The sequence below is a fragment of the Comamonas guangdongensis genome (assembly GCF_041079535.1).
GTDB classification, from domain to species: Bacteria; Pseudomonadota; Gammaproteobacteria; order Burkholderiales; family Burkholderiaceae_C; genus Comamonas; species Comamonas guangdongensis.
On record NZ_JBFYGN010000009.1, the window covers coordinates 99,024 to 115,888 of the forward strand.

At 61.7% G+C, this 16,865-nt stretch carries 16 protein-coding genes; 14 read left to right on the forward strand and 2 right to left on the reverse strand.

Annotation, left to right across the window (positions count from 1 at the left end; all coding sequences use genetic code 11):
- The 13 genes from bamA to kdoO all read left to right on the forward strand — a co-directional run bounded on the left by bamA (position 1) and on the right by kdoO (position 14,660).
- A complete protein-coding gene (gene bamA / locus AB6724_RS10215; RefSeq protein ID WP_369338411.1) occupies positions 1–2,316 on the forward strand; it encodes an outer membrane protein assembly factor BamA in 2,316 nt (771 codons plus the stop codon).
- Entirely contained in the window at positions 2,316–2,822 is a 507-nt protein-coding gene (locus AB6724_RS10220) for an OmpH/Skp family outer membrane protein (RefSeq protein WP_369338412.1), read from the forward strand. Before bamA ends, AB6724_RS10220 begins: the two co-directional genes overlap by 1 nt.
- An 18-nt stretch (positions 2,823–2,840) precedes the next feature.
- On the forward strand, positions 2,841–3,842 hold the full coding sequence (gene lpxD, locus AB6724_RS10225; protein WP_369338413.1) for a UDP-3-O-(3-hydroxymyristoyl)glucosamine N-acyltransferase: 1,002 nt from the start codon (positions 2,841–2,843) through the stop codon (positions 3,840–3,842).
- Positions 3,842–4,282 carry a 3-hydroxyacyl-ACP dehydratase FabZ gene (gene fabZ / locus AB6724_RS10230; RefSeq protein ID WP_369338414.1) on the forward strand — a complete coding sequence of 147 codons (441 nt, stop codon included), beginning with the start codon at positions 3,842–3,844 and terminating at the stop codon, positions 4,280–4,282. Before lpxD ends, fabZ begins: the two co-directional genes overlap by 1 nt.
- Positions 4,283–4,288: 6 nt before the next feature.
- Complete coding sequence (lpxA, locus tag AB6724_RS10235) at positions 4,289–5,086, forward strand: acyl-ACP--UDP-N-acetylglucosamine O-acyltransferase (RefSeq protein WP_369338415.1); 798 nt, start codon at positions 4,289–4,291, stop codon at positions 5,084–5,086.
- 101 nt (positions 5,087–5,187) lie between these two features.
- Positions 5,188–6,330, forward strand: a complete 1,143-nt coding sequence (lpxB, locus tag AB6724_RS10240; protein WP_369338492.1) for a lipid-A-disaccharide synthase — start codon at positions 5,188–5,190, stop codon at positions 6,328–6,330.
- On the forward strand, positions 6,293–7,024 hold the full coding sequence (gene rnhB / locus AB6724_RS10245) for a ribonuclease HII (protein WP_369338416.1): 732 nt from the start codon (positions 6,293–6,295) through the stop codon (positions 7,022–7,024). The genes lpxB and rnhB overlap by 38 nt, the downstream gene beginning before the upstream one ends.
- A gap of 104 nt (positions 7,025–7,128) precedes the next feature.
- A complete protein-coding gene (locus AB6724_RS10250; protein WP_369338417.1) occupies positions 7,129–7,920 on the forward strand; it encodes a TrmH family RNA methyltransferase in 792 nt (263 codons plus the stop codon).
- Positions 7,921–8,093: 173 nt separating this feature from the next.
- Positions 8,094–9,266 carry a glutamine-hydrolyzing carbamoyl-phosphate synthase small subunit gene (gene carA / locus AB6724_RS10255; protein ID WP_369338418.1) on the forward strand — a complete coding sequence of 391 codons (1,173 nt, stop codon included), beginning with the start codon at positions 8,094–8,096 and terminating at the stop codon, positions 9,264–9,266.
- A complete protein-coding gene (gene carB / locus AB6724_RS10260; protein WP_369338419.1) occupies positions 9,259–12,510 on the forward strand; it encodes a carbamoyl-phosphate synthase large subunit in 3,252 nt (1,083 codons plus the stop codon). Before carA ends, carB begins: the two co-directional genes overlap by 8 nt.
- A gap of 217 nt (positions 12,511–12,727) precedes the next feature.
- Positions 12,728–13,204, forward strand: a complete 477-nt coding sequence (gene greA / locus AB6724_RS10265; RefSeq protein WP_369338420.1) for a transcription elongation factor GreA — start codon at positions 12,728–12,730, stop codon at positions 13,202–13,204.
- A 108-nt stretch (positions 13,205–13,312) separates the two neighbouring features.
- Complete coding sequence (locus AB6724_RS10270; RefSeq protein WP_369338421.1) at positions 13,313–13,732, forward strand: DUF4149 domain-containing protein; 420 nt, start codon at positions 13,313–13,315, stop codon at positions 13,730–13,732.
- A gap of 46 nt (positions 13,733–13,778) precedes the next feature.
- On the forward strand, positions 13,779–14,660 hold the full coding sequence (gene kdoO, locus AB6724_RS10275; RefSeq protein WP_369338422.1) for a Kdo hydroxylase KdoO: 882 nt from the start codon (positions 13,779–13,781) through the stop codon (positions 14,658–14,660).
- A gap of 76 nt (positions 14,661–14,736) precedes the next feature.
- Here kdoO and AB6724_RS10280 read toward each other — a convergent pair whose 3' ends face one another.
- Positions 14,737–15,495, reverse strand: a complete 759-nt coding sequence (locus AB6724_RS10280) for a glycosyltransferase (RefSeq protein ID WP_369338423.1) — start codon at positions 15,493–15,495, stop codon at positions 14,737–14,739.
- 51 nt (positions 15,496–15,546) lie between these two features.
- On the reverse strand, positions 15,547–16,017 hold the full coding sequence (locus AB6724_RS10285) for a YhbY family RNA-binding protein (protein WP_369338424.1): 471 nt from the start codon (positions 16,015–16,017) through the stop codon (positions 15,547–15,549).
- A gap of 32 nt (positions 16,018–16,049) precedes the next feature.
- On the opposite strand from AB6724_RS10285, the gene AB6724_RS10290 reads away from it, so the two are divergent.
- Positions 16,050–16,712: an RlmE family RNA methyltransferase gene (locus tag AB6724_RS10290; RefSeq protein WP_369338425.1), complete on the forward strand. Its 663-nt coding sequence runs from the start codon at positions 16,050–16,052 to the stop codon at positions 16,710–16,712.
- Positions 16,713–16,865 lie beyond the last annotated feature (153 nt).

Consider the following 16,865-nt stretch of genomic DNA (forward strand, 5'->3'; position numbering starts at 1 on the left):
ATGAAAAAACATTTCACTCGCTTCGGCATGCGCTCTGCTACTGCCTTAGCTGCTATGGTTTTGGCTGCGCAGGCAGCATGGGCGCTGGAACCCTTCAAGGTCCAGGACATCCGTATTGAGGGTCTGCAGCGCGTGGAGCCGGGTACTGTCTTTGCATCCATGCCTTTGCGCGTGGGCGATGACTACAGCGACGAAAAAGGGGCTGCCGCGATCCGTTCGCTGTTTGCCTTGGGCTTGTTCAAGGACGTGCGCCTTGAGGCCAACGGCAATGTGCTGGTGGTCGTGGTCGAGGAGCGCCCGACCATTGCCGAAGTGAACTTTGCGGGCACCAAGGAGTTCGACAAGGACACCCTGGGCAAGGCCATGCGCGATGTGGGTCTGGCCGAAGGTCGTCCCTTCGACAAGGCCCTCGCGGACCGCGCCGAGCAGGAGCTTAAGCGCCAGTACATCAATCGCAGCCTGTACGGCGCGGAGGTGGTGACCACGGTGACGCCCATCGAGCGCAACCGTGTCAATCTGACCTTCACGGTGTCCGAAGGCGAGCCCGCCAAGATCAATGAAATCCACATTGTGGGCAACAAGGTCTTCAAGGAGTCCACGCTCACTGACTTGTTCGATCAGGACACCGGCAACTGGATGAGCTGGTACACCAAGTCGGACCGCTATGCGCGCAACAAGCTCAATGCCGACCTGGAGGCCCTGCGCTCCTACTATCTGCAACGCGGCTACCTGGAGTTCCGCGTGGACTCCACCCAGGTGGCGATTTCCCCGGACAAGCAGCATATCGCGCTGACCGTGAATGTTCACGAGGGGCAGCAGTATGTGGTGTCGGGCGTGAAGCTGGAAGGCAATTACCTGGACCGCGACGACGAGTTCAAGTCGCTGGTCAAGATCAAGCCCGGTGAGCCGTATAACGCCGACCAGGTTTCGGAAACCGTCAAGGCGTTTACCGACTATTACAGCAACTTCGGCTTTGCCTTTGCCAAGGTCGAGGCCGTTCCCGAGGTGGACCGCGCTAACAACCGCGTCGAAATCGTTCTGCAGGCCCAGCCCGCACGGCGCGCCTATATCCGCCGCATCAATGTCAGCGGCAATAACAAGACCCGTGACGAGGTGGTGCGCCGCGAGTTCCGCCAGTTCGAGGCATCCTGGTACGACGGCCAGAAAATCAAGCTTTCGCGCGACCGCGTGGACCGCCTGGGCTTTTTCACCCAGGTGGATATTGAGACTCAGGAAGTCCCCGGCAATCCCGATCAGGTGGACCTGCTGATCAATGTGGTCGAAAAGCCCACGGGCTCGATTCAGCTGGGCGCCGGTTTCTCCAGCGCCGAAAAGGTGTCGCTGTCCTTCGGCATCAAGCAGGAAAACGTCTTCGGTTCCGGCAACTATCTGGGTATGGACATCAATACCAGCAAGTACAACCGGACCATGGTGGTGTCGACGACCGATCCGTACTTCACGGATACCGGTATTTCGCGCACCTATGACCTGTACTACCGCACCACGCGTCCTTACTACGATGATGCGGCGTACAAGATCGTGACCAAGGGCGCGAGCGTGCGCTTTGGCGTTCCCTTCAGCGAAGTGGATACCGTCTTCTTTGGCGCGGGCGTGGAAGGCAACGAGATCAAGCCGGGTACCTATATGCCGGAGGTCTACAATGAGTATTGCGGTGGCGCGCCGGGTGCCGGTCTGGGTTGCTCGAAGACCGGTATTCCGCTGACGCTGGGCTGGTCTCGTGACAACCGGGACAGTGCGCTGGCGCCGAATGCCGGTCGCTATCAGCGTCTGAATCTGGAGAGCTCCTTCCTCAGCGATATGCGCTATGTGAAGGCCAATTACCAGATTCAGCAATACATTCCGCTGAACAAGAAGTACACGATTGCCTTGAATGGCGAGTTTGGTTGGGGCAAGGGCATTGGCAGCAATCCCTATCCCATCTTCAAGAATTTCTATTCGGGCGGTCTGGGCTCGGTGCGTGGCTTCGAGCAGGGCTCCCTGGGCCGTCACGACACCGTCAATACCAATCTGGCTTTGGGTGGCACGCGCAAGCTGACGCTGAACGCCGAATTCATGGTGCCGTTCCCCGGTGCCGGCAATGACCGAACCCTGCGTCTGTTCACCTTCCTGGATGCGGGCAATGTGTGGGCGGAGGGCGAGAGCATGGACCTGGGTACTCTGCGCGCCTCCACGGGTATCGGTATCAGCTGGATTTCCCCGCTGGGTCCGCTGCGTTTGGCTTATGCTCAGCCAATCCGCAAGGAAACCGGGGATAGAATCCAAAAACTGCAATTCCAAATCGGAACATCTTTCTAATGAAATCTCTCTCTAGCCATCTTTCTCTGGCTGTGCTGCTTGGCGCCATGGCCGTCTCTGCGCATGCACAGGAATTCAAGGCCGGCTTTGTGAACACGGATCGCATTTTCCGTGAGGCATCGGCGGCCAAGGCTGCTCAGGCCAAGCTTGAGCAGGAGTTTTCTAAGCGTGAAAAGGATTTGGTCGACCAGGGCAATTCCTTGAAGACTGCTTCGGACAAGTTCGAACGTGAAGCACCCACAATGGCCGAAAGCCAGCGCGCTGCGCGTCAGCGTCAGCTCGTGGATCAGGACCGTGAATTCCAGCGCAAGCGTCGCGAGTTCCAGGAAGACCTGAATGCCCGCAAGAACGAGGAGCTGGCCGCGGTTCTGGACCGTGCCAACAAGGTCGTCAAGCAGGTGGCCGAGTCCGAAAAGTACGACGTGATCCTGCAGGAAGCTGTGTATATCAACCCCAAGTTTGATATCACGGACAAGGTGATCAAGGCCCTGAACGGCGCAAAGTAAACCGCAAGGGTTACGTTTGTGAGCGTTCTATTGGGACAGATTCTCGATGCGCTCGGCGGAGAACTTGTCGGTGGCGACCGCGAGATGCCTATCTCGCGCATCGCGCCGCTGGACTCCGCAGGTCATGGTGATCTGAGCTTTTTAAGCAATCCCCGCTATCGCCAGCAGCTGGCCGCCTCTCAGGCGGCCTGCGTCATTGTGGCGCCTGCGATGCGCGAAGAGGCCGCACAGCGCGGAGCCTGCATTGTTACCGCGGACCCCTACGCCTATTTTGCGCGCTCTACCCGGTGGTGGAAGGCGCATCAGCAAGGTGGGCGGCTCCAAGGGATTCATCCCAGTGCCGTCGTCGATGCCTCGGCTCAAGTGCATGCAAGCGCCTATATCGGCCCTCTGTGCGTGGTGGATGCGGGGGCCGTGATCGGTGCGGACACGGTGCTCAAGTCTCGCGTCACCATAGGCCAGGGCTGTGTGGTGGGCGAGCGCTGCATTCTGCATCCGGGCGTCGTCATCGGTGCGGACGGCTTCGGCTTCGCGCCCTCGGGCGGCAAGTGGGAAAAGATCGAGCAACTGGGCCGCGTGCGCATCGGCGACGATGTGGAGATCGGTGCCAACAGCTGCGTGGACCGCGGGGCACTGGACGATACCGTCGTTGAAGATGGCGTCAAGATCGATAATCTGGTGCAGATCGCCCACAATGTGCATATAGGCGCGCATACGGTGATTGCCGGCAATACGGGTATCGCGGGCAGCGCGCATATCGGCAAACACTGCCAGATCGGCGGCGCGGCCAATATTCTGGGGCATTTGACGATTGCGGACGGCACGGTGATTTCGCCGACCTCCATGGTCACGCGCTCCCTGCCCAAGGCAGGTTTTTATACAGGCATCTTTCCGTTGCAAGAAAACGAGCAATGGGAAAAGAACGCTGCAACATTCAGGCAGCTGTACGCGCTTCGCGAGCGCGTCAAAAAGCTTGAACAGACACTGGCTGAGGGCCAGCGAAGCAACAACGGAAAATGATGATGGATATTCAAGCAATTCTCAAGCAACTGCCTCACCGCTATCCCTTCCTCCTGGTGGATAGGGTGCTGGAGCTTGAGCGCAACACACGCATCAAGGCAATCAAGAACGTCACGTTCAACGAGCCGTTCTTCACGGGCCATTTTCCCGGTCGTCCCGTCATGCCCGGCGTGCTGATTCTTGAGGCGCTGGCCCAGGCCGCAGGTCTGCTAGCGTTTGATGCCATGGGGCAGGTTCCGGACGAAAACAATATTTACTACTTCGTGGGTATCGACTCCGCACGCTTCAAGCGCCCCGTGGTGCCAGGAGATCAATTGGCCCTGGAAATTACCATCGACCGCGTGCGCGGCGGCATCTGGAAGTTCAATGCCGTGGCCAGCGTGGATGGCGAAGTGGCCGCCGAAGCCCAGCTGATGTGCACCATGCGCCACGTGGGATAAGCATTGATGGCGGCGGCGAGTCTTATTCATCCCACCGCAGTGGTCGACCCTGCGGCCGAGCTTGATTCATCGGTATCGGTGGGGCCTTATGCCGTCATCGGACCCCGGGTGCATATCGGTGCGAACACCTCGGTGGGCGCGCATTGCGTGATCGAGGGCGATACCACCATCGGCGAAGGCAACCAGATCTTCCAGTTTGCTTCTCTCGGCGCTCAGCCTCAGGACAAGAAGTACGCGGGCGAGCCCACACGGCTGGTGATCGGTGACCGCAACACGGTGCGCGAGTTCTGTACCTTCAATACGGGCACGGTGCAGGATCGCGGCGAAACCACGATCGGCAATGACAACTGGATCATGGCCTATGTGCACATTGCCCACGACTGCATCGTCGGCAACAACACCATCCTGGCCAACAACGCCACGCTGGCCGGTCATGTGCATGTGGACGACTGGGCGATTCTGGGCGGACTCACGGGTGTGCATCAGTTCACGCATATCGGTGCCCATGTGATGGCGGGCTTTGCCAGTCATATCTCGCAGGATGTTCCGCCTTTCATGATGGTGGACGGCAACCCGCTGGCGGTGCGTGGCTTCAATATGGAGGGCTTGCGTCGCCGTGGCTTCACGCCGGAGCGTCTGGGGGCGGTCAAGCAGATGCACAGGCTGCTGTACCGCCAGGGCCTGACACTGGAGGCGGCCAAGCAGGCCATCGATGCGCTCAAGGATGAGATGCCCGAGGCGGTGCAGGACGTGGAGCACATGCAGTCCTTTCTGGCTGCATCCACCCGTGGCATTGCGCGCTAGCAGCTGGTGCTGCGTTTATCCGAAATCCGGTTGTGAATAGCTCAGTAACCTCCAGGCAGACTGCGGTGCATGCTGCAGATTCCGTAGTGCCCAGCATTGCCATGGTGGCAGGCGAAGCCTCGGGCGATCTGCTCGCTTCGCTACTGATCGATGGCTTGCGCCAGCGCTGGCCCGATGCGCCGTCCATGGGCATTGGCGGCGCGCAGATGCAGCAGCGCGGCTTCGAGGCCTGGTGGCAGTCGGAGCGGCTGGCCGTGCATGGCTACAGCTGGGAAGTGCTGATGCGCGTTGCCGAGCTGCTGGGCATCCGCAAAAAGCTGCGCCAGCGGCTGATCGCCCATCCGCCCTCGGTCTTTGTGGGCGTCGATGCTCCCGATTTCAATCTGGGTCTGGAAGAAAAGCTGCGCGAAGCCGGCGTCAAGACCGTGCACTTTGTCTGCCCTTCGATCTGGGCCTGGCGTGCCGATCGTGTGGAGAAGATTCGTCGCGCGGCCGATCATGTGCTGTGCATCTTCCCGTTCGAGCCCGAGTTGCTGGCCCAGCACGGCATCGACGCGACCTATGTGGGGCACCCGCTGGCGCAGGTGATTCCTTTGCATCCCGATCGTGCTGCGGCGCGCGCCAGGCTGGGTCTGCCCGAGGAAGGGTTGGTGCTGGCCTTGCTGCCGGGCAGTCGGCGTTCGGAAGTTCGCTATATTGCTTCGGGGTTTTTCAAGGCTGCAGCCCTCGTGAAAAAAGCGCTGCCAGCTATTAAAATAGTAATTCCTGCCGTGCCTTCCCTGTATGACGAGGTCTGCCGTATTGCCGCCGAAGCGGGGATGAAGGACAAGGCTCTGATCGTCAAGGGGCGGTCGCACGATGTGCTGGCCGCCTGCGACTGCACGCTGATCGCTAGCGGCACGGCCACGCTGGAGGCAGCGCTATACAAGCGTCCCATGGTCATCAGTTACAGCATGCATCCCTGGAGCTGGCGTCTGATGAAGCGCAAGCAGCTCCAGCCCTGGGTCGGGCTGCCCAATATTCTGTGCGGCGACTTTGTTGTGCCCGAGCTGCTGCAGGATGCGGCGACGCCCGAGGCTCTGGCCCAGGCTGCCTTGGGCTGGCTGCGCGCCAGCCAGGATTCTCCTGCCACCATCGAGGCGCTGGTTGAGCGCTTTACCGCGCTGCACCACGAACTGCGACGAGATACTGCCGAATTGGCTGCCCATGCGATCGAGAAAATCATTGCCCCCCCCGCTGCTTGAGCAAGGCTGCCTGCCCTGGCATCCGCCCGGGCTGGTTGCCGGGGTGGATGAGGCGGGGCGTGGTCCGCTCGCAGGTCCTGTGGTGGCGGCGGCCGTCATCCTGGACGACCTCAAGCCCATCGCCGGCCTCAACGACTCCAAAAAGCTCACGGCCAACCGCCGCGAGGTGCTCTACGACGAGATCCGCGCCAAGGCGCTGTGCTTTTGCATAGCCCAGGCCTCGGTGCAGGAGATCGACGAGATCAACATCCTCCAGGCCACCATGCTGGCCATGCGTCGCGCCGTGATGGGTCTGCGCCTCAAGCCCGTGCTGGTGCTGGTGGATGGCAATCAGCTGCCGCAGATCGATGTCCAGGCCGAGGCCATCGTCAAGGGCGATGCGCTGGTGCAGGCGATTTCGGCGGCGTCCATTCTGGCCAAGGTTGCGCGCGACCGCTGGTGCGAGCGGCTCGACGCCCAGTATCCGCAGTACGGTTTTGCGGCCCACAAGGGTTATGGCACGGCCGCGCACCTGCAGGCCTTGCACAGTCATGGCGCAACGGCCGAGCATCGCCGCTCTTTTGCGCCCGTGGCCCAGGTGCTGCAGGCCGGGCAGGTCTGCGCCGGCGGGCTGGCCCAGCCCGTGGTTTGCGAGACCGGAGTCTCGGGCGTCATGTCCACGCTGCAGATGTCGCAGGCCTCGCTGTACGCCTGATTCCGCGATTCCCGAGTGCGGCGCGGGGCCGGCTCGGGCGTTCTATCTTCGGACTCGGCTGCCATGGGCGAGCCGGGTTTTCTTTTTTGTATCCAGAGGTTGAGATGGCTGCACGTCCCCAGGTCACGGAAATTCATTCGCGCGACAACGCCTTCGTCAAGGAGCTGCGCCGTCTCTCGCAAGACAGCACGGCCTACCGCAAGCAGGGCCAGGTCTGGTTGGAAGGTGATCACCTGTGTCGTGCGGCGCTGGCGCGTGGGCTGAGGCCCAAGGTGGCCGTGTTTGCACAGTCTTTCTGGCCGCAGGCTCCGCAGGAGTGGGTGCTCGCGGCCGGCAAGGTCGTTGTGTTGGCCGATGCCTTGTTCGCCGAGATCAGCAGCCTGGAGTCGCCGGCGCCCATGGGCTATGTGATGGACTGGGATGCCGGTGCGCAGCTCAAGCCCGGCGTTGCTACCGTGGTGCTGGACCGCGTGCAGGATGCGGGCAATGTGGGGTCGATTTTGCGCAGCGCGGCGGCCTTCGGTTTCTCCCAGGTCGTGGCGCTCAAGGGCACGGCCGCGCTGTGGAGCCAGAAGGTGCTGCGCGCGGGAATGGGGGCTCACTTTGGCCTACATCTGGTGGAGGCCGCATCCGGCGACGCCGTGCAGGCCTTGCAAGTGCCGCTGATAGTGACCAGCTCCCACCAGGGGACTTTGATTCACGAGGCGGACCTGCCCTGGCCCTGCGCCTGGGCCATGGGCCATGAAGGGCAGGGCGTGGGCGAGTCGCTGATGCAGCAGGCCGAGCACCGCATCAGCATTGCCCAGCCGGGGGGTGAGGAGTCACTCAATGTGGCTGCCGCCGCCGCCATCTGCCTGCATGCGAGCAGCGTAAGCATGCTACGCCGCAGAGGGTAATCCCGCAGCAAGTCAAAGGGCTGAAGCCGGTCGGGCCTATAATGGGCGGCTTTCAAGCATTCCTTCATACGCCTAGCGACGCTACCTCGTCATCCCCTGCAGACAAAAAACGTCCCAGCACCTGTGCCGGGGCTTCGTTGGGCGTAACCGTAATTAAAAAACCGGAGAACCCAGTGCTTTTGTCTCTCAAGGGAAGTTTCCCATCCGCCATCTTGGCGCTCGCAGACGGCACGGTCTTTATTGGCAACTCGATTGGTGCGCAAGGCACCACCGTCGGTGAAGTCGTTTTCAACACTTCGCTGACCGGGTATCAAGAAATCCTCACCGACCCCAGCTATTGCCAGCAGATCGTGACGCTCACGTATCCGCACATCGGCAACTACGGTGTCAATCCCGAGGACGTCGAGGCTGACAAGATCCATGCCGCAGGTCTCATCATCAAGAACCTGCCTTTGCTGGCCAGCAACTTCCGCAGCACCCAGACGCTGTCCGAGTACCTGGCCGAAGGCAAGACCGTTGCCATCGCCAACATCGACACCCGCAAGCTCACGCGCCTGCTGCGTGACCAGGGCGCGCAAAACGGCGCCATCGTGGGGCTGGCTGCCGGTGAGGAAGTGACCCAGGCCAAGATCGATGAAGCGATTGCCGCTGCCAAGGCCGCCCCGAGCATGAAGGGCCTGGACCTAGCCAAGGTGGTGAGCACCGTCAAGTCCTACCCCTGGAACGAGGCCGAGTGGACGCTGGGCCAAGGCTACGGCAAGCTCGAGGCGCCTAAGTTCAAGGTCGTGGCCTATGACTTCGGCGTGAAAAAGAACATTTTGCGCATGCTGGCCGAGCGCGGCTGCGATGTGACTGTGGTGCCCGCCCAGACGCCCGCCAAGGACGTGCTGGCACTGAACCCCGACGGCGTGTTCCTCTCCAACGGCCCTGGCGACCCCGAGCCTTGCGACTACGCCATTGCTGCCGTGCAGGAAATCATGGCCACCAAGAAGCCTGTGTTCGGCATCTGCCTGGGTCACCAGATCATGGCTCTGGCCTCGGGCGCCAAGACCTTCAAGATGCAGAACAGCCACCACGGTGCCAACCACCCCGTGAAGGACCTGGACTCCGGCCGCGTCAGCATCACCAGCCAGAACCACGGTTTCGCCGTCGAGCTGGAATCGCTGCCCGCCAATGCCCGTGCCACGCACATCAGCCTGTTTGACGGCACGCTGCAAGGCATGGAGCGCACCGATGTGCCCGCCTTCTGCTTCCAGGGCCACCCAGAGGCATCGCCCGGCCCGCACGATATCGGCTATCTGTTCGACCGCTTCACAGCGCTGATGGAGACACACAAAAATGCCTAAGCGCACCGACCTCAAAAGCATTCTGATCATTGGCGCCGGCCCCATCGTCATCGGCCAGGCCTGCGAGTTCGACTACTCCGGCGTCCAGGCCTGCAAGGCCTTGCGCGAAGAGGGTTACAAGGTCATTCTGATCAACAGCAACCCCGCCACGATCATGACCGACCCGGCCACGGCCGACGTCACCTATATCGAGCCCATCACCTGGCAGACGGTCGAGAAGATCATTGCCAAGGAACGTCCCGATGCCATCCTGCCCACCATGGGCGGACAGACCGCGCTGAACTGCGCGCTGGACCTGTGGCACCACGGCGTGCTCGACAAGTACCAGGTCGAGCTGATCGGCGCCAAACCCGAAGCCATCGACAAGGCCGAGGACCGCCTGAAGTTCAAGGACGCCATGACCAAGATCGGTCTGGGCTCCGCGCGCTCGGGTATCGCCCACTCCATGGACGAAGCCTGGGAAGTGCAAAAGAACGTGGGCTTCCCCACGGTGATCCGCCCCAGCTTCACGCTGGGCGGCACGGGTGGCGGCATCGCCTACAACCCTGAAGAGTTCGAGACCATCTGCAAGCGCGGTCTGGAGGCTTCGCCCACCAACGAGCTGCTGATCGAAGAGTCGCTGCTCGGCTGGAAAGAGTACGAGATGGAAGTGGTGCGCGACACCGCGGACAACTGCATCATCGTCTGCTCGATCGAGAACCTGGACCCCATGGGCGTGCACACGGGTGACTCCATCACCGTGGCCCCGGCCCAGACGCTGACCGACAAGGAATACCAGATCATGCGTAACGCATCTCTGGCCGTTCTGCGCGAGATCGGTGTGGATACCGGCGGCTCCAACGTGCAGTTCTCGGTGAACCCCAAGGACGGTCGCATGATCGTCATCGAGATGAACCCCCGCGTCTCGCGCTCTTCGGCGCTGGCCTCCAAGGCCACGGGTTTCCCCATCGCCAAGATCGCGGCCAAGCTGGCCGTGGGCTTCACGCTGGACGAGCTCAAGAACGAAATCACCGGCGGCAAGACCCCGGCCTCGTTCGAGCCTTCGATCGACTACGTGGTCACCAAGATTCCGCGTTTTGCTTTCGAGAAGTTCCCCGCTGCCGATAACCGCCTGACCACGCAGATGAAGTCCGTGGGCGAGGTGATGGCCATCGGCCGTACCTTCCAGGAATCCTTCCAGAAGGCCCTGCGCGGTCTGGAAGTGGGCGTGGACGGCATGAACGAGAAGACCCAGGATCGCGAGATCCTGGAAAAGGAATTGGGCGAGCCCGGTCCCGACCGCATCTGGTATGTGGGCGATGCCTTCGCTGCCGGCTGGACGCTGGACGAAGTCCACAACATCACCAAGATTGACAAGTGGTTCCTGGTGCAGATCGAAGAGATCGTGAAGATCGAACTCGAACTGGATCAGCTGGCCGAAGCCAAGGGCGATCAGGCCTTGGCCGCTCTGGACGCCGGCACGCTGCGCACGCTCAAGCAAAAGGGCTTCTCCGACCGCCGTCTGGCCAAGCTGCTCAAGACCACGGACAAGGCTGTGCGCGAAGCGCGCAAGGCGCTGAAGGTGCGTCCCGTGTTCAAGCGCGTGGACACCTGCGCGGCCGAGTTCGCCTCCAACACCGCGTACATGTACTCCACGTACGACGAGGAGTGCGAGGCAGCGCCTACGGACAAGAAAAAGATCATGGTGCTGGGCGGTGGCCCGAACCGTATCGGCCAGGGTATCGAGTTCGACTACTGCTGCGTGCATGCAGCCATGGCCATGCGCGAAGATGGTTATGAAACCATCATGGTCAACTGCAACCCCGAGACCGTGTCCACCGACTACGACACCTCGGACCGCCTGTACTTCGAGCCGCTGACGCTGGAAGACGTGCTGGAAATCGTCGCCGTCGAAAAGCCCGCTGGCGTGATTGTGCAGTACGGCGGCCAGACGCCGCTGAAGCTGGCCCTGGGCCTGGAGAAGGAAGGCGTGCCCATCATCGGCACCACGCCCGACATGATCGACGCGGCCGAGGACCGCGAGCGCTTCCAGCATCTGCTGCAGAAGCTGGGCCTGCTGCAGCCGCCCAATGCCACGGCGCGTGCCGAAGCCGAAGCGCTGGAAAAGGCAGCGGCCATCGGCTATCCGCTGGTGGTGCGTCCCTCCTATGTGCTGGGTGGCCGCGCGATGGAAATCGTGCACGAGCAGCGCGACCTCGAGCGTTACATGCGCGAAGCGGTGAAGGTGAGCAACGACTCTCCCGTGCTGCTGGACCACTTCCTGTCCAACGCCATCGAGTGCGACGTGGACTGCGTGCGTGATCGTGAAGGTGCCGTGTTCATCGGCGGCGTGATGGAGCACATCGAGCAAGCCGGCGTGCACAGCGGTGACTCCGCCTGCTCGCTGCCGCCTTACTATCTCAAGCCCGAGACCGTGGCCGAGATCAAGCGCCAGACCGCGGCCATGGCCGAAGGCCTGAATGTGGTCGGCCTGATGAATGTGCAGTTCGCCATTCAGGAGCGTGACGGCAAGGACGTGATCTACGTGCTGGAAGTGAACCCCCGCGCCTCGCGTACCGTGCCTTTCGTCTCCAAGGCCACGGGCATCCAGCTGGCCAAGGTGGCCGCACGCTGCATGGTGGGCGACACGCTGGCCGAGCAGGGCATCACCAAGGAAGTGACTCCGCCTTACTTCAGCGTCAAGGAAGCCGTGTTCCCGTTCGTGAAGTTCCCCGGCGTGGACACGATTCTCGGCCCCGAGATGAAGTCCACCGGCGAAGTCATGGGTGTGGGCAAGACCTTTGGCGAGGCCTTTGTGAAGAGCCAGATGGGCGCCGGCGTCAAGCTGCCGACCGAAGGCAAGATCTTCCTGTCCGTGAAGAACGCCGACAAGCCGCGCATGGTCGCGGTGGCCAAGGAGCTGGTCGCCATGGGCTTCACGCTCTGCGCCACCCGCGGCTCGGCCGCGGCTCTGGAAGCCGCCGGCATCTTGGTGCAGGCCGTCAACAAGGTGGCCGAAGGCCGTCCGCATATCGTGGACATGATCAAGAACGGCGAAATCGCCATGGTCATCAACACCGTGGAAGACCGCCGCAATGCGATCGCCGACTCCCGCGCCATCCGTACCAGCGCTTTGCTGGCACGGGTGACCACCTTCACCACCATCTTCGGTGCTGAAGCCGCGGTGGACGGCATGAAGGCCATGCGCAGCAACCTGGATGTGTACTCGGTTCAAGAGCTGCACGCCATGCTGCAGAGCGCTTAAAAGGCACAAACCGGCACTGCCCGACAGGGCTGCCGGGTTTTACCGGGTTGGTGCCGCGGCAAACGCGGCATAATGAACGGTAATGAATTTCAACCGCCGCGCGGCAACGTGCGGCGGTTTGCTTTTGGGGCACAGGCCCCTGCTTGACTTTGTCGGGCAAGTCTGTGCGAGAAGTGCCGTGCGCTGCGCGGCGTTTGCTGAAATTGGAGACTTGACCATGGCCACCATCCCCATCACCACGCGCGGAGCGGAAAAGCTCAAGACGGAGCTGCAGCGTCTGAAGACCGTGGAGCGTCCCGCCGTCATTCAAGCCATTGCCGAGGCGCGTGCCCAGGGCGATCTGAGCGAAAACGCCGAGTACGAGTCCGCCAAGGAGCATCAGGGCTTCGTCGAAGGCCGTATTGCCGAGATCGAAAGCAAGCTCTCGGCAGCGCAGGTCATTGATCCCTCGGTGCTGGATGCCGGCGGCCGCGTGGTGTTCGGCGCCACCGTGGATCTGGAAGACGAAGACAGCGGCGCGGCCGTGACCTACCAGATCGTGGGCGAAGACGAGGCCGATCTCAAGCATGGCCTGATCAATGTGTCCAGCCCCATTGCCCGTGCGCTGATCGGCAAGGAAGAGGGCGATACGGCCGTGGTGCAGGCACCGGGCGGCGAGCGTCGCTATGAGGTGGTGGGCGTTAAGTACATTTGATCCCCCTGAGGCGCTGCGCGCCTTCCCCCGAAAGGGACGACGCCTTCGCCGCAAGGCGGCTCTTGCTTGATGTCTCTTGCATGGGCCGCGCGGATTTCACAGGTCACCATGTTTGAACGCTTGCCATTCTTTTTTGCTGCTCTGTGGTGGGGCAGTCTGAGCGCCATTGGCTTCATGGCCGTGCCCATGCTGTTTGCCAATCTGCCGACTCCGGCGCTGGCCGGCTATATGGCGGCCAAGCTGTTCGCGGCTCAGACCTGGGTTTCCATAGCATGCTGCGCCATGCTGCTGGTGCTTTCAAAAAGAAGGCAGGCGGAAAAGATTGAGGAATGGGCGCAAGCTGCTATCGGTTTTGTGATCGCCGGCATGTTGCTGGCGCTGCTGGTGCAATACGGCGTGTCGCCCAAAATCGTGGCGCGCGAGAACCTCAAGCTCTGGCACGACGTGGGCACGGCCATGTATGCGCTGCAGTGGGGCTGTGCCGCGGTGGTGCTGTGGCGTCTTGCCGGCAGCCGCAAGCCGGCTTGATCCAGGCCAAGCCTGGTGCTGGGGCAGGGAGTAAACTGCCGAAGCCATGGAATCTCAAATCGTAAAAATTGACGCGACCGACTGGAGCAATGTCCAGGGGCGCGATGAGTGGACGGCCGCTGTCGAAGCCGGCAAGGTCCTGTATTTCCCCCGTCTGACCTTTGAGCTGACCGAGCAGGAAAAGACGCTGCTGCGTCCCGATGTGCGCGATCCCAAGACGCGCAACATCAGCCTGAATGTGGACGGCTCCATCAAAGGGGTGGCTGGCGACGAGGCCGCACAAAAGCAGGTCGCGGCCATGGTGGGACGCTTTCGCGATCAGGCCACGGCGTTGATCAGCGGCCTGTTCCCCAACTACATGCCGGTCGTGCGCATGGCGCCCACCAGCTATCGTCCGTCCCAGGTGGAAACGCGCGCCCAGTCCTGGCGCGCCGACGACAAGCGCATGCATGTGGACGCCTTCCCCTCGCGTCCCAACTATGGCGAGCGGATTTTGCGCGTGTTCACCAACGTGAATCCCGACGGTCAGCCGCGCGTCTGGCGCGTGGGCGAGCCGTTCGAGGATGTGGCCCGGAAGTTCGTGCCTCGCGCCAAGCCCTATAGCGCCTGGCAGGCCAAGGCGCTGGAGCTGCTGCATGTGACCAAGTCCTTGCGCAGCGAATACGACCATCTGATGCTGCAGCTGCACGATGGCATGAAGGGAGATATGGACTATCAGCAGAATGCGCCGCAGGAGACCGTGCCGTTCGCGGCCGGGTCTACCTGGGTGTGTTTTTCCGACCAGGCCGTGCATGCGGTCATGGCCGGGCAGTACATGCTGGAGCAGACGCTGTTCCTGCCGCCCGGCAGCGAGTACAACCCCGAGGCCAGCCCGTTGTCCATACTCACGCGCATGAAAGGTCATGCGCTGGTGGATGCGCACCGCTGATGGCCTGAAATCCCCTGCCGGATGAAAAAAAGGCGTTGCACCTTGCGGGCAACGCCTTTGGTTTTGCTGGGCTGAATCAGCCCCAGGCCTTCTCGATCCACCGGGCCGGCTCGATGTGGCGAAAGCGCTTGTTGCGCCGGCCCTCCAGGGCATCGGGCGGATTGACCTCGCCGTGGAAGATCACGATGCGCGCATCGGCCGGCGGCACGGGCTCCTTCCAGTAATTGCTGGGCCAGGTGGGGATGCAGTAATACTTGAAGCTCGGGCACCAGGCGGCCGGCCAGTACTGCAGCTTGCCCTGCTTGTGCAGGAAATGCGACAGGTATTCCTGCTCGTTGCGATACTGGCCGCGCAGGGCTTCGGTATTGGCGCGGAAATGCTCGAGCACATCGGCATGCGCGCCGAGCTGAAAGCGGTAGACCGAAGAGTTGCCCACGATGCGCTCGCCAAAACGCCAGAAGCGAGGGTAGTCGTGGATGATGCGGAAGTCGCCGGGCAGGGTGAAGAAATCATCGAGGCTGCCCACGATCACCACATCCAGATCCAGGAACAGAGCCTGACCCTGGAGCCCATGCAGGTCGCGCTCGAAGGTGGTGAGCTTCTTCCAGGCGCCGTCGCGCTGGCCGGGTGCCAGGTGGATGTTCAGATCGGGAATCGGAAAGCATTCCACCTCGGGGCGAATCCCCTCCGTGCTGTCGGTCAGGCAAACAAAGCGAAAATCTCCGCTGAGGTGGCGCCTTACCATGGCATAGAGTCGATTGACGTACTCCGGGCCGTACTTGGTGCCCCATTTCATGCAGAGAATATGGCGTTGCTGCGGTGTGGTCTGAACCATGGATAAGCGGTCTCAGCGAAGAGAAAATGACGAACGGCTGGCCGGTGCGGCTCAGTCCTGGCGGCCTTTTTTGACCGACTTCTGCTTGGGCTTGGCGCGTTTGATGGTGCCGCCGGCCGTCAGGCGCTGGTTGCCCAGCACGCGCAGCTGCTTGACCTCGGGCTTCTGGCCGGCGCGGCCGAACTTGAGCACCTTGATATCGCGCGGACCGGGCTTGCGGTCCTCGTCATGCTGCTTTTCCTTTTCGGGCATGGGGCGCCACAGCACCAGCAGCTTGCCGATGTGCTGAATCGGGGCGGCATTGAGCTCGTCGCACAGCTGTTGGTAGATCTGTTCGCGGCCTGTGCGGTCATCGCTGAAAACACGGACCTTGATCAGACCATGGGCATTGAGTGCGGCGTCCACTTCCTTCTGGACGGCGGCGGTCAGACCATCACCACCGATGAGAACCACGGGGTCCAGATGGTGGGCTTCGGCGCGGTGTTCCCGGCGCTCTGCGGGAGTTAATTCAATTTGGGGCATCCCCGTATTATCAAGGCTGCGAGAATTCAGGCATGAAAACGAAAACCAAAAGCAAGAAGGTCAATAAGAATTGGCTGCACGATCACATCAATGATCCGTATGTGAAAGCCGCTCAGAAGGACGGTTATCGTGCGCGCGCGGCCTACAAGCTCAAGGAAATAGATGAGTCGCTCAAGCTGATCCAGCCCGGGCATACCGTGGTGGACCTCGGTTGCGCGCCGGGAGCCTGGAGCCAGTATGTACGCCGGCGCCTCTCGCCCAGCGGCGCTGCGGTGGGCGCGCTCAACGGCCGCATCATCTCTCTGGATCTGCTGCCTATGGAGCCCATCGAGGGCGTGCATTACATCCAGGGCGACTTCCGTGAAGAGTCGGTGCTGGCTCAGCTCGAGGAGGCCATGGGCGGGGGCAAGGCCGATGTGGTGGTCTCCGACATGGCGCCTAACCTCTCCGGCCATGCCTCAACCGATGCCGCGCGCGTCGCCGTACTCATCGAGATGGCGGTGGACTTTGCCGTGCACAACATGAAGCCCGAAGGTGCTTTGGTGGTCAAGCTGTTCCACGGCAGTGGCTACAACGAACTGGTGGACCTTTTCAAGCAGACTTTCAAGGTGGTCAAACCCGTCAAGCCCAAGGCCTCGCGCGACAGGTCGGCAGAGACCTTCCTGGTCGGCATGGGGCTCAAGCACCCTGCATGAGAAACAATGCGGCATCGGCGCTGCATTGACCCCATGGAGCGCTGCAGCAAACTCCTGCAGTCTATGGTGGAAATATTAGGAAAAACATGGGTTTAGCGCTGTTCTTCGGCAAACCCGCATTCCTTCTATGGCCGCTATAGGGGGAAATAGACG

Excerpts from the sequence above, each read along its gene's own strand:
- rnhB (WP_369338416.1), top strand. The coding sequence starts at position 6,293 with ATGCGATCGAGAAAATCATTGCCCCCCCCGCTGCTTGAGCAAGGCTGC.
- kdoO (WP_369338422.1), top strand. The coding sequence starts at position 13,779 with ATGGAATCTCAAATCGTAAAAATTGACGCGACCGACTGGAGCAATGTC.
- lpxB (WP_369338492.1), top strand. The coding sequence starts at position 5,188 with ATGGTGGCAGGCGAAGCCTCGGGCGATCTGCTCGCTTCGCTACTGATC.
- lpxA (WP_369338415.1), top strand. The coding sequence starts at position 4,289 with ATGGCGGCGGCGAGTCTTATTCATCCCACCGCAGTGGTCGACCCTGCG.
- AB6724_RS10250 (WP_369338417.1), top strand. The coding sequence starts at position 7,129 with ATGGCTGCACGTCCCCAGGTCACGGAAATTCATTCGCGCGACAACGCC.
- fabZ (WP_369338414.1), top strand. The coding sequence starts at position 3,842 with ATGATGGATATTCAAGCAATTCTCAAGCAACTGCCTCACCGCTATCCC.
- AB6724_RS10280 (WP_369338423.1), bottom strand. The coding sequence starts at position 15,495 with ATGGTTCAGACCACACCGCAGCAACGCCATATTCTCTGCATGAAATGG.
- AB6724_RS10270 (WP_369338421.1), top strand. The coding sequence starts at position 13,313 with ATGTTTGAACGCTTGCCATTCTTTTTTGCTGCTCTGTGGTGGGGCAGT.
- AB6724_RS10285 (WP_369338424.1), bottom strand. The coding sequence starts at position 16,017 with ATGCCCCAAATTGAATTAACTCCCGCAGAGCGCCGGGAACACCGCGCC.
- AB6724_RS10290 (WP_369338425.1), top strand. The coding sequence starts at position 16,050 with ATGAAAACGAAAACCAAAAGCAAGAAGGTCAATAAGAATTGGCTGCAC.
- carB (WP_369338419.1), top strand. The coding sequence starts at position 9,259 with ATGCCTAAGCGCACCGACCTCAAAAGCATTCTGATCATTGGCGCCGGC.
- bamA (WP_369338411.1), top strand. The coding sequence starts at position 1 with ATGAAAAAACATTTCACTCGCTTCGGCATGCGCTCTGCTACTGCCTTA.
- AB6724_RS10220 (WP_369338412.1), top strand. The coding sequence starts at position 2,316 with ATGAAATCTCTCTCTAGCCATCTTTCTCTGGCTGTGCTGCTTGGCGCC.
- greA (WP_369338420.1), top strand. The coding sequence starts at position 12,728 with ATGGCCACCATCCCCATCACCACGCGCGGAGCGGAAAAGCTCAAGACG.